We start from the raw sequence: 12233 nt of genomic DNA, 5'->3' as shown, positions 1-12233 counted from the left end.
ACCTCGAAACCGCCTTTGACCGTCTTTTTTCATTTAGAAAAGTACGATTTCATCATCCTCAAAAATTATAGCCCTCCGGGGCCAGTTCAATAGCGGTGACGGTTTCCCCGAAGGTAGATGCCCAGGCGTCAAAATTGAGCAGGCCGTGTTCTTCCAGGGTGTGGTACTGCAAATACTTTTGCATGGTATACATCTCCACCATGGTGTTGGAGATGGGGGTGCCTGTGGCGAACACAACGCCCCGGCCCCCGGTCAGCTCATCCAGATAGCGGCATTTCATATAGAGGTCGCTGGACTTCTGTGCCTCCGTCTGGCTGATGCCGCCCACATTCCGCATTTTGGAAAAGGCGGCGAGGTTTTTGTAGTAGTGTGCTTCATCGACAAAGAGGCGGTCAATGCCCAGTTCTTCAAATGTGACCACATCATCCTTACGGCTCTGATCGTTCAACTTTGCTAACTTGGCGTCAATGGACTTTTTTGTGCGCTCCATCTGCTTGATGGAGAATCGTTCCCCGTGGTTGGCTTTCAGTTCCGCGATGCCGTTCAGGACCTCACTCCGCTGCTGTTCCAGAAGATACCGCTGGCGCTCCACACTCACCGGGATTTTCTCAAACTGGCTGTGTCCGATAATGATGGCGTCATAGTCGCCGGTGGCGATCCTGCCGCAGAACCGCTTGCGGTTCTTGGTTTCAAAGTCCTTCCTGGTCGCCACCAGAATATTGGCAGAGGGGTAGAGCTGCAAATACTCGGACGCCCACTGTTCTGTCAGGTGGTTGGGGACGACGAACAGGCTCTTTTGGCACAGGCCCAACCGCTTGCTCTCCTGCGCCGCCGCCACCATTTCAAAGGTCTTGCCCGCGCCCACCACATGGGCCAGCAGGGTGTTCCCGCCGTAGAGGATGTGGGCGATGGCGTTCACCTGATGGGGCCGCAGGGTGATCTCCGGGTTGATGCCCACAAAGTTCAGGTGGCTCCCATCGTACTCGCGGGGCCGTATGCTGTTGAATTTGTCGTTGTAGAGCCGTGTCAGCCGCTCCCGGCGCTGGGGGTCCTTCCAAATCCAGTCCTGGAACACCTGCTTGATAAGTTCCTGCTTGCCCTGGGCAATGGCCGTTTCCTTTTTGTTCAGGACAGGAATGCGGTTGCCATGATGGTCTGTTTCGTAATCATAAATACGCACATCCCGCAGGTTCAGCGTTTCCTCTATGATTTGATAGCCATTGATGCGCTTAGTGCCGTAGGTGTTATGGGCCTTGATGTTGCCCTTATCGTAGGATTTGCCCTCAACATTCCATTCGCCGGTGTACTGGAAATAGTGGACATGGATATTCCATCGGCTGCGGTTGGAGGTACTGAACAGTTCAAACATGAACTGTTCCACAATCTTGGGTGGAAGCCATGTAGCGCCCAGCCGCACAGCGATCTCACTGGCGGTCAGGTCCACCGGCTGTACCCGTTCCAATGCCTGGACATGGGCGGCGTAGTCCTCCGGGTACTGTTCGGCGCTCCGTTTTGCCCATTCCAACTTCTCCCGCACATTGCCTGAGAGGTATTCATCGGCGGTGAGGTACTTTTCCCCGTCACTGCCGCCATGCCCGTGCATGGGGTTCAGAAAAATCACGCCGGTCAGATCAGCGTAGATCTCCTGCTCGGTCTTGCCGGTCAGCTCCACCATATAGTCCATGTCCACCTTTGCCTTTTCAGCCAGTGACACGGCCAGGGCCTCGGACGCGGTATCCACATGGGTGATCGTGACCCTCTGCTTGATGGTGCGCTTGGTGAACATATCCGCCTTGCGGACAAAGTTGCGCTCGTCGTCCAGCACCTCCAGAGAGGTCAAGAGGAAGTAGGCGCTGTCTATGCTGAACGCGGAGCTGTTGGCGCGGGAGTTGATCCGCCCGTACTTGTCCACAAAGGCATCGTAGAGGGTGTTCAGCTTCCACTGCTGGGCCTGAATGTCCTGGTCGGGCCAGTCCTCGGTCTGGTACTCAATGAGCGTCCGCACACAGTCCCGTATGCCGATCAGCCCCTTGATGCGGTTGGCCGCCGTCACGGACACCTCCACCGGGTTCATGCGGCTGTTCTCCCGGTAGTACACCTTGCCGTCCACGATAGTATAACTGAAATTCCGCACCTCCGGGTCCGCGGGGATGGATGTGTCCTCGCCCTTGGTTTCCGGGTCGTCCATGACATACTCGGTGACGGAGCCTTGGATACTCTGAATGGCAACGGCAAGTTGGTCCCCCAGGTCCCGCCCCTCAATGGGCAGGCAGGCGGTTTCCGGCCCATAGGGGCCGCTGACCTCCCGCATTTCGCCCATGACCATCTCCGGGTGGTCGATAAAATACTGGTTCATTTTCAGCCCGTTGGCGTCGGTGTTCAGGTGTACCCAATCCGGTTCCTCGCTGGAGAGAGCGTCCCGCTTCTGTAAAAACAGGATGTCGCTGGTCACTTCCGTGCCCGCGGCATCCTTGAAGGTGTTGTTGGGCAGGCGGATGGCCCCCAGCAGGTCGGCGCGCCGGGAAATGTACTTCCGCACAGTGGGGGTATCCTTGTCCATCGTACCCTTGCTGGTGACAAAGGCGATGATCCCGCCCGGCCTGACCTTATCCAGTGTCCGAGCAAAGAAGTAGTCGTGAATGAGAAAATTGTATCGGTCATACCGCTTGTCGATCACCTTGAAGGAACCGAAGGGCACATTCCCGATGGCGGCGTCAAAAAAACTGTCCGGGAGGTCTGTTTTCTCAAACCCCTGGACAGCAATGGACGATTGTTGATAAAGCTGCTGAGCGATGCGGCCGGAGATACTGTCCAGCTCCACGCCGTAGAGTTTGGAGTCTGCCAGGGCCTCCGGTCGCATACCGATAAAGTTGCCGATGCCACAAGACGGCTCCAAGATGTTCCCGGTCTGGAAGCCCATGCTTGTGAGCGCCTGATAGATGGATCGGATGACCACGGGCGGGGTGTAAAAGGCCGTCAGGGTGGACTCCCTGGCTGCGGCGTACTCGTCCTCGGTCAACAGGGCTTTCAGCTCGGCATACTTGCTGTGGCGCTCGTCAAAGCAGTCGGCCAAACCGCCCCAGCCCACATACCGCGCCAACACCTCCTGCTCCTCCGGGGTGGCAAGCCGGTCCTCAGCCTCCAGCCTTTTCAGCAGGCGGATGGCCCGGACATTGTTGTTGAACCGCTCTCCCGGCGTTCCCGTGCCGATGGCGTCATCGGTGATGTGGTACTCATGCCGGTCTGCATTAGGGACTTCAGGATGGAGGACAAAGGGGGACACCTTGGCCCTGCGCTGGGGCTGGGGCGGGGCCAGTGGCGGCTCCTTACCACTCTGGTCGTGCCCATCCACTGAACTTTCCACGCCCTTTTCCGGTCCCGCTGTCTTTTCAGCCGGTCCCATCAGACGCCGAATGACGGAAATATGCTCCACACGCTCTATGGGGAAGCCCGCAGCCCCCTCAAAGGTGAGGTCACGCAGAGAGGCCCGGCCATTCTCGTCAACCTTTTCTACAAGAAACCGCCGGCCCTCCAGCGTCACCTCTTTGCCGTTCAGGTCACGGTCCGCAGCAGCCGTTTCCGTATCCTCCCGCGGGGGCAGAGGTTGTTCCTCTTTTGCGGCGGGGGGTTCCGGTGTAGGGAAATCCCCGATCACGCGGAGCCACTTCTTCTCCAGCAGGTCGTAGACAGCCGCGCCCTCATAGGCAAAGCCGTCTGGCTCCATCGTGCCTTCCAGATAGCCCCGTGCCGCCTGTTCCGCTTCCTCCGGCGTTGCGTATTCCAGCTTCTCGTCCATGCCGTTTTCCAGGTGGTGGTAGACCACCACCTGATACCGGTGCTCCGCTTCGTCCCGGTCCGCCGGGGCATGGGCGGGCGGTTTCTCCCGTGCCTGGACCTTTTGGGCCAGAGGGCGGTCCGCGTAAAGCTGGTTCTCCGCCTCCTCCAGTGTGGAAAAGCTCCCGGTCGTGGGCGTCACCCTACCGGAAATGAAGCCGTACTGATTGCAGAAGGTCCCGTTCGGTTCCTGAAAGATCACAAGATGCTCGTCGCCGGACCAATATTCCGCGGCCTGCCGGTATGCGAGGTCCTGGGCGGCGATGGGGCCTTTTTTTGCCTGGGGACGATGGATATAAAGTGCTGCTTCGGCCTGCTCAAAGGTATCAAAGCCGCCCGCCGTCGCATACACCGTGTTATCCTGATCGTCATAGCAGTATTGGACATAATACTGGCCGTTGGGGTACTGCCGGATCAGGATGGTTTCGCCCTCCCCATAATACTGGGCGAGGGTTTTTACATGCTTCAACTGGCGGGCGTACTCCTCCGCCTGCCACCGGCTGGTAAATTCCTCACTGACGCCCTCATCATCCACATAAATCTCATCTCGAATGTTGTCCCACACAGCGTAGCCGTTCTCAGTTTCGATGGGGGAAAAGCGTTCATCAGACTGTGGCGCACGGGCGGAAGCCTGTTCCGCATCGGCCATGACCCGCTGAATAAAGGGGGCGGCATTCCGCTTATCCGGGTCAATGACTTTTCCATCCACAATGCCTCTTTCTGCGAGGGTTCTGCGGATGGCGGCGGGATCTATCTCCGGGAAAGGATCATCCTCTGTCTGCTGCACTTCCGTCTGCTTTTTCTGTGTCTGCTGTTTGTTGTACTCCTCCTCCGCGAAGGCCACCATCTCGTCAAAATCCAGGTTGGCGAGAAATTCATTCAGGTCACGGAAGCCGGCGCATTGGATGGATGTTGCTTCCGCACCGTCCACCAGATAGGACAGGCGGAAGGATACCAGATCGGCGCTGATCTCCACGGTGTGGGCGCTGTCGCTGGTGGAGCTGAACGCCAGGGGGACATGAGAGAGGGCGGAGAAATCGGCCTCCTGCTCAAAGACTTCCATGCAGTAGGCGTTGATGAGCCATTTTGCCCGCTCCAACTGCGCCTGCGCCATGTCAATGACCTCAAAGCCCTGGGGCGGCGGGTCCAACTCGGCAAGGAAGTCCTGGGAGATGGTCTGGCCCTGGCCGTCCCGGTAGAGGACGATCTGCATGGGCGCGCCGACATGGTTTTCTTCCTTGATTGCCGCCACAAATTCCTCTGCGCCGGTGTACTCCACGCTCTCGCCCACGCTGCCGTTCGTGCCCAGGAAGTCAATCCGGCCCACGGGCAGCGGGGCGTCCAGCGGTTCCCCGGCGTCCGGTTCTCCGACGTCAGCCACGGATGCCGCATCCTCCGCCACCTGAAGCAGTTTGTCGTTCAGCGGGTTCTCCGCCAGCAGGCGGTCAAATTCCTCACGGGGCAGTTCCTTATTGAAAATAGGAAAGGTCGGGTCATAGAGCCGGGCGGTCTGCTCGTCATAGGCCAGCAGCTCATACTCCTGCGCCCCCAGGTACACCGTGTCGCCCAGAGTAAGGCGGTATTCCTTTTTCGGCGGGTTCAACTCGTCATAGCTGGGGTCCAGCAGCGCGGCAAGGGGGCCGTCCAGTGCGGCAAGCATAGCCTCACAGCGTCCCGCCAGCTGCGGAGCTGCCTCCATGATGGTCCGCAAGGCATCCTGCATCATGGGGAGGATGAAGTCGCCCTCTCCGGTGCGGGCATACATTTTTTTGTCACCATTCAGAAACGCGGTAGCACAGGACACCAGATACCAGCGGTCCGGGGTTTTGTCCGTAATTTTGCTCTCCGACACAAACGCTTTATAATCACAGACAATGCCGTAAAAATCATCGTGGATTTTACTGCGGGCCTCTCGAACTGCCGTCTGCTCCCGGTAAGCGGCGTACTGCTCCTGTTCCGCCCGGTTCAGGTAGCGTCCAGCGGCGATTAGTTCCCCAATACGCTTCTCCGCCTTGGCCCAAGTCAGCAGGAATTTCCCGTCAGGGTCGCCGTAGTCGCGGGAGATGGTGATGCCCTTGCTGTCGTGGTCTGCCCTAAAGCCGCTGTTGGGGATAGCGTTGGAATAGGAGCCTATGCCGTATTCCGCTTTCAGGAATTTGGCATTTTCCTGTCTGCTTTCCTGCTTCTGATACTGGTCATAGATGCGGAGTTTGGACGGTGAGTACCTTCCGCACAGAACATAGTCAATGGCCTCCTGGGGGATGGGTAAGGCCGGAGCCTGTTCCGCTCCGGTCTGTTCGATAAAAGCGATCTGCTCCGCTTCGCTGGGCAGGGGCCGTTCCTCCGGGTCGAGCCACTGGTCCAGCAGGATCATCCCCTGAATGGCGTCGGCAACATGGGGCCAGCGCAGGAAGTCCTCTTTCTCGCGGGAGAGATACGCCCCGCGCCAGAGGTCCAGCACATCGTCCCATGCCCGATACCCGGCCCGCTGGCCATTGCTCAAAATTTTCTCCACATAGGTGTTGTTGAAGAAGCCCTTAATGAAATCGCCGCGCTCTTTTCTGTCCTCATGGGCTTCAAAGAACGCGGCGATCTCGATCCTATGGTCTTTTAGGGCGTCGCTGACGCGGAGTAATTCCTGTTTCTCGCTGTCCTCATGATAGTAAGGGATGTCCGTGTGGGCGTCAAAGTCGTGGTGGCTGCTTTGAAGTCCGGTAGTACCGGATGTCCCGTCAACAGGGGCCTGCGGAAGTTCTTCCCCGGCGATCAGCGGGCCGCTTATGCGTCCGCGTAGACCAGCTCCGTCAGCGCCACTTCCTCCGCTGCTGCCCGGATGTTGTTCATCAGGCCCACCCACTTCATCTGATCGCTGGCTTTCAGCTCCTCCGTCACGCCCTGCTCCCGCGCCATCCGCGCCGTCAGCTGCTCCACCATCTCCGTGGCCTGCCGGTCGATCTTCTCCAGATGGGCATTCAGCCTGCCGCTGAGGAGCATCCCCGTGTAGTAGGCGTTCCTGTGGGTCTGAAGGTAGCTGCGCCGCAGCATCCCATATTTTCCGACCTTCGGGGCCTCCGGCGCTTCCAGGTTGGGCAGGTGGTAGTCGCCTTCCGTCCGATATGTCAGTTCCATGTTCAACGCTCCTTTTCTGATTTATCCTGCCACCATGATACTGCCTGTCAGAATTTCCGTCAAATGTGCGATTTTCCCTTTGCTCCGCCCGGCACAGGCTCAAAACCGTAGTGGCGATCTCCCGCAGGGGCATTTCCGCAATATCGCTCACCGCGCCGCCCAGGATGGACAGGGTTTCCGGGGTGTCAAAGTCATAGACATGGGCGAAATCCTCGCCGCTGAAATAGTCCATGGGGTCGATGCCGCACCGGGTCAGCATGATAAAAGCCACGCTGCTCTCCACCAGGCCCTTAAACCATGCTTCGGTACTGAGGTCATCCAGTTCTTCCAGCAGGCTGCCCTCTTTGATGCCCCGCAGCTCCGTGAGGTAGTCGCTAAAGTTGTCCTCCACGATGACCTTCGCCGTTTCCAGAAGGCAGGCGGCAAGACCAGAGCGGTCCGGGAACTCGCCATAGCTGTTCTCCAGAGCCTCGATCACCGCGTCCTCATACCGTGGCTCCATCTTCCAGATGGGGATGGTGCGCCCCTGGCGGCTGTTGGTATCAGACATATCAAAGACATACCGCAGCTTATAGCCCCGGTCTGTATCCACCAGCAGGGCGATCCCCCTGGTGCCCTGGTTGACATAGCGGCCATGCTTGTTCCAGAAGTCGATCTGGGCGCAGGCGGTGGCGTCCGGCTTCTGTGCGTAGATCAAAAGCTGGTCACGGAAATTGTACTTGAAGTTGTGGGCGGCGGTGGTCAGGAACGCCATATAGTTCCCGCTGTTGGCGGAAATTTCGCGGGTCTTTTGCGCCGCAAGCTCTACAATGGAGTCCAGTTTTTTCGCCACGCTCTATCCCTCCGTTTCTTCATAAGATTGCAGCAGGCCCTTTGCTGCCGCGGCGATTTTGGAGATGCGCCCGGTGAGCTGGGCGACGGTGGCCCTGACCTCTAATCGCCGCGCCGCGTAGAAGTAACCTGCATCGGCGCTGCAAATGGGGTGGCCGTCACAGCGCAGGCGGTTGACCGCCCGCCGCAGCTCCGTCCCGCCGACATGAAACGCGGCCTCCAGTTCCTTGCTGGAAGCCGCGTTCTCCTGTCCCTTGTGGTATTTCTTCAGGTACGCGCACAGGGCCTCATCAATGGATACGCCCTTCATCGGGCCTCGCCTCTGTCCTGGCGGCGGGACTGGATGGGCCGGCCACGCTTATTGTATCGGCTCGGGTCGGCGGCAGGGGATGTCCAGCCCTGGGTCGCCCCGGCCAGCATTGCCGCCGCCTGCGCTCTGGTCACGCCCATATCGCCGTTGAGTACATCTGCTGTCTGCTGGGGCGTTTTCCCTTTGAAATGGGCCAGGGGAGACACCTGATACCCCGGCTTGTACCGCTCTATGGCGATCAGCTCACCCGATGACGGCTGGACGGTAAAGCACTTTTCCGGCAGGGGCGGCGTCAGAGGGATCACCTCGTTGTGGCACCGCTCCATCTGCTCGGCAAACTGGCAGATGTGAAACAGGCTGTCCCAGCCGTTGCCTACCTCCACATGGCAGTCATCAATATAGCGGCAGGTCCGGTCGATGGGCGCACAGCCCTCCCGGAGAATACGGATTTGCCCGCCGTCCGGGATGCGGAACAACTCCTTGTAGTGCGGGTCGATGAACCGGATGCCCTTTTCAGCCTGTTCCATGTGCCGGTCCAGCCAGTCGCGGCGGTAGCAGTAGAGAAACAGATTTTCCTCCCCCTTGTAGGGGTGCAGCCGGATCAGATAGGCATACTGTGCTGTGTCCGCTCGGAAGCCGAACGCAAAGCCGCTATCGTAGCCGCTCTCCTGGTGTCCCCGGCAGAAATCCCGCATGGCGTCACGGCTTTTCAGAAACCCGTCGTACTGCTCGTCCCCCACCAGGGCCTCCAGGACCTCCTCAAACTCCTGCTGAAAGTCCTCGGTGTCCAGATTTTCCCGGTGGCTGGTCCACTTGGGAAAGAAGCCCTTGCCATCCTCACCCATATCCGCTCGAAGGTGCCCGATACTCCCAGTCTGGCCCTCAATCTGTGTGCTTTGTCTGGCAATATAAAGCCGCTCCGCTGGAGTAGCGGCGTGAAAAGTTAATTCCATACGATCACGCTCCTTGTCAACAAGAAGGCGGCCACCAACTTCCTGCTGATAGCCGCTTTCTCTATATACGATATTGATAGACCTTCTACCGGGCGTCGCCCCGGTCGTGGCGCTTGGGTTTGATGGGCTGGCCCTGCTCATCATAGTTTTTCGGGTCGGCGGCTGGCACCTCCCAGCCGAACAGGGAGCCGGCCAGCATCGCCGCCGTCTGTGCTTTGGTCACGCCGCCGCGCTCGTTACACTCACTTGCGACCTCCAGAGCCTCCGCCCGGTCATGGCCATACTTGTCTGTACGGTAATAGCCGCTCTCGCCCTTTTTGACAATAATGATTTCATCACTGCTGGGCAGCACAGCATAACACTTGTCCGGCAGAGTGGAACGCATGGGGATCACCATGCCGCCTGTTTGCTCCAGCCGCTCCGCAAACTCCCGGATAGAATAAACGGTGCTGCCCCACTCGTGGGACAGTTCCATGTGGCCGGCGTCGATATAGCGGGCGGTGCGGTCACGGGTGCCATCTCCGCCTGTGATAATGCGGATCTGCTCCCCATCCGACACCCTGAATTTCTCTTTGCCGTCCGTGGTGACAAAGCGGATGCCTTTTTCGGCTTCCTTCATGTGCCGCTCCAGCAGGTCCCGGCGGTAAGCATAGATATATGCGTTATCCAGCAGCTCGGATGGCGTACAACGGAGTAGATAAGCATGGTAGCCGGCATCAACGCGGAACAGATATTCGGGGCTTTGTATGATGCGGCTTTCCTGGTTGTTCAGGCAGTAGGCAATCATCGCGGGGATATTCTTCAGCACAGGGCCATATCGCTGGTCTGATCGGAGCATTTCAATCATGGCATCGAGTTCCACCGAGAACTCCGGTGTTTTCCATGCGGGGTCCCAAATGTCCCAATGGCTGTAAAACGCCGTGCCGCTATCGTCCAATTCAGCAACTAAGATACCCGGACTTCCGCACCGCTCCATGATCGGAATACACTGCCGCTTGGCGTATAGTCGTTCCGTGGGTGTCGCAGGCCGCAAAGTCAGCTCCACTATCGCTCACGCTCCTTTACCTTCGGCTGCTGTGCAGGCTGTATCAGTCCGGCCTCATGCGCCCGCCAGTAGTTGGGATGGCATACTCGGATGGTATCATCAATACATTTGCTGTATTCTCCGGGGCCGAAGTATTCATTGACCGGCGCGGTGTAAAGCCCCCGGTCCATCAGCTCCCGGAGGACGATCTGCGCGTCGCTGTCCTCCTCAAAGCACAGATAGCCGCCTTCCCAGAACCCGTACCGCTGGGCGGCAGGTGATAAATTCCCGGCCACAAATTCCCGCGCCACCATGATCCCGCCGTGGCTGGCTGTGGAAACATCAAAGAAACCGGGGCAGAGGGTCTTGCGGGTCTGGATAAGCCCCCAGGGGGAATAGGCCGGCTCATAGCTCATTCCCGCTCACGCTCCTTCCCCGATTTCTCCGGCTGTTCGCCGGAGCGTTCCTGCTTTGTCATCTGGTACTCCAGTTCCGCCCCGGCCCGTTCCAGAAGGTCCTTTTTAGCGGCCAGGAGATCGGAGTGATAATGGCCCCAGTAGTAGTAATCACTTCCCTGACAGGCCCATGTCACAAACATGGACCGTTCCGCTATGCTCACACCCAGCACGAACTCGGTGGTCCCGATGTGGATGGAGTCGGTGATAAGATAGCCGGCGTTCATACGGTGGCCCATATCAGCGGCCCTCCCTGTCACGAGAGTTTCGTTCCTTTTCAGCCTGTCGCAGCTCCAGGTAATGCTTTGCCCATTTGGGCAGGTCCTCCGGGGCGATGACGCCGAGAATGTCGCTGCGCTCAAACCGCGCCCTCTGCCCGGAATACAGCTCTGTGCAGTAACAGGCAGAGCCGCGGCTGTTGGGGTATGCGCCGGAGCCGCTGGTACACAACTGGAGCTGGCAGGTGGCGTGGCGGTATTCCCGGCGCAGCACCTCCGGGCGGATCACCACGACTTTGCCCCGGATGTCCTCCTGGTAACTGACCTGTTCACAGTCCTCGGCGGTGATGGCCGAATTGGGGATGCCCTGAATTTTCGGGCCGTTCAAGGCGATACGGGTCTTTTCCGCCTGTTCCGCCACACGCTCCCCAAACAGCTTTACCAGTTCCGGGTAGTCATCGCTGACCATGACCTCGGTATAGTTTGCGAATATCTCATGCTGCTGGCAGAACGCGCATACATACCGCTCATCCTCCGGCGCTGATGGGTTTTCCCCCAGCACGATCTCCCGGTCGCCAATGTGAAGCGCATGGATGATCTCATAGTTCCCGGCCATACGCTTTTCCTGATCTATGTCCATTTGAAGTCCTCCTTCCCAAAATTTACGCCGCTCTTCTCTGGCAATCAAATAGTTGCGGAATAACTCCCAGCCCATGCCCTCCGGCTGTGTTTCCCTGTTCGGAGTCTGCACGATACTCCAATGGGTACAGGGCGAACCGCCCATCAGAAGTTTCGTTTGTATCAGACCCCCTTAAGTAAACAGCGGCCTCCAGTTTATTCACTGAAAGCCGCTGTTGCGCATGTGGTTTCAACTGTTCTTTTACCGGGTATCAGATAGACTCCTTTTCAGAGCGCGTTCCCGCTGAATGACCTGCAAGCGGTCCTTTGCCCACTGCGGTAGACACTCCGGCCTGACCTCGCCTAAAATATCACCACGTTTCCACTGGCTAGCCCTGCGGCCTGTGAATACGTTGATACCATAGACCGCAGTGCCGCGGGGGTTGCTCCGTGCCCCGCTTTCTCCTGTCACTAAAATCAACTGGCAGTCCGCTCTTTGATATTCATAGCGCAGGGAAGCCGGGTTGATCGCCACTACCTTATTGGCGATGTCATCGCCGTCCAGCAGCGGGAAACAATGCTCACGGCCCAGCATATCCAGCGGGATGTGGAGGGTATTACGCTGGGCCTGAACTGCCGCTATCTGCCCTTTCAGCCTGTCTGCGTAAAGCTCCATGATCTCCAGATACTCGCTGCTGCTCATGACCTCGGAATAATACTCAGCAATATCATCCTGTGTGCAGAAGCAGCACATAAACTCCAGCTCCGGGCTGACGCCCACTACAAGCTCCCGCGCCCCGATCTGAATCGAGTGGATGATCTCAAAGTTCTTGATCATTCGTTTTTTATCCATCATCCCCG

At 58.3% G+C, this 12233-nt stretch carries 9 protein-coding genes; all 9 read right to left on the bottom strand.

Translation table 11 applies throughout. The annotated features are described in order from the left end of the window. Positions 1-58: 58 nt before the first annotated feature. Positions 59-6208, bottom strand: coding sequence for a DEAD/DEAH box helicase family protein (locus tag Q0Z71_RS17175; protein ID WP_363316735.1), 6150 nt, complete (start codon positions 6206-6208; stop codon positions 59-61). A 404-nt stretch (positions 6209-6612) separates the two neighbouring features. Further along, on the bottom strand, positions 6613-6963 hold the full coding sequence (locus Q0Z71_RS15640) for a TnpV protein (protein WP_287827340.1): 351 nt from the start codon (positions 6961-6963) through the stop codon (positions 6613-6615). A gap of 835 nt (positions 6964-7798) precedes the next feature. Next, positions 7799-8104, bottom strand: coding sequence for a hypothetical protein (locus Q0Z71_RS15635; protein ID WP_298024760.1), 306 nt, complete (start codon positions 8102-8104; stop codon positions 7799-7801). After that, the gene (locus Q0Z71_RS15630; protein ID WP_298024757.1) at positions 8101-9057 is read right to left on the bottom strand and encodes a hypothetical protein; all 957 of its coding nucleotides are present in this window, start codon (positions 9055-9057) and stop codon (positions 8101-8103) included. The genes Q0Z71_RS15635 and Q0Z71_RS15630 overlap by 4 nt, the downstream gene beginning before the upstream one ends. 85 nt (positions 9058-9142) lie before the next feature. Continuing rightward, complete coding sequence (locus tag Q0Z71_RS15625; RefSeq protein WP_298024755.1) at positions 9143-10102, bottom strand: hypothetical protein; 960 nt, start codon at positions 10100-10102, stop codon at positions 9143-9145. Beyond that, positions 10102-10497: a DUF7007 domain-containing protein gene (locus tag Q0Z71_RS15620; protein WP_298024753.1), complete on the bottom strand. Its 396-nt coding sequence runs from the start codon at positions 10495-10497 to the stop codon at positions 10102-10104. The genes Q0Z71_RS15625 and Q0Z71_RS15620 overlap by 1 nt, the downstream gene beginning before the upstream one ends. After that, positions 10494-10775: a hypothetical protein gene (locus Q0Z71_RS15615; protein WP_195495731.1), complete on the bottom strand. Its 282-nt coding sequence runs from the start codon at positions 10773-10775 to the stop codon at positions 10494-10496. The genes Q0Z71_RS15620 and Q0Z71_RS15615 overlap by 4 nt, the downstream gene beginning before the upstream one ends. 1 nt (position 10776) lies before the next feature. Beyond that, positions 10777-11394 (bottom strand): hypothetical protein, encoded by a 618-nt coding sequence (locus Q0Z71_RS15610; RefSeq protein WP_256264328.1) that lies wholly within the window; start codon positions 11392-11394, stop codon positions 10777-10779. A gap of 240 nt (positions 11395-11634) precedes the next feature. Further along, a complete protein-coding gene (locus Q0Z71_RS15605) occupies positions 11635-12225 on the bottom strand; it encodes a hypothetical protein (RefSeq protein WP_298024749.1) in 591 nt (196 codons plus the stop codon). Between the last annotated feature and the right edge of the window lie 8 nt (positions 12226-12233).

This window comes from uncultured Dysosmobacter sp., assembly GCF_947631635.1.
GTDB lineage: Bacteria > Bacillota > Clostridia > Oscillospirales > Oscillospiraceae > Oscillibacter.
Note: the sequence above shows the minus strand (reverse complement) of the source record. Positions and strands in the feature narration are given on the sequence as shown.

Coding starts and splice junctions, on each gene's coding strand:
- Q0Z71_RS15630 (WP_298024757.1), bottom strand. CDS start 9,057: ATGGAATTAACTTTTCACGCCGCTACTCCAGCGGAGCGGCTTTATATT.
- Q0Z71_RS15640 (WP_287827340.1), bottom strand. CDS start 6,963: ATGGAACTGACATATCGGACGGAAGGCGACTACCACCTGCCCAACCTG.
- Q0Z71_RS15615 (WP_195495731.1), bottom strand. CDS start 10,775: ATGGGCCACCGTATGAACGCCGGCTATCTTATCACCGACTCCATCCAC.
- Q0Z71_RS15620 (WP_298024753.1), bottom strand. CDS start 10,497: ATGAGCTATGAGCCGGCCTATTCCCCCTGGGGGCTTATCCAGACCCGC.
- Q0Z71_RS17175 (WP_363316735.1), bottom strand. CDS start 6,208: ATGATCCTGCTGGACCAGTGGCTCGACCCGGAGGAACGGCCCCTGCCC.
- Q0Z71_RS15635 (WP_298024760.1), bottom strand. CDS start 8,104: ATGAAGGGCGTATCCATTGATGAGGCCCTGTGCGCGTACCTGAAGAAA.
- Q0Z71_RS15610 (WP_256264328.1), bottom strand. CDS start 11,394: ATGGACATAGATCAGGAAAAGCGTATGGCCGGGAACTATGAGATCATC.
- Q0Z71_RS15605 (WP_298024749.1), bottom strand. CDS start 12,225: ATGGATAAAAAACGAATGATCAAGAACTTTGAGATCATCCACTCGATT.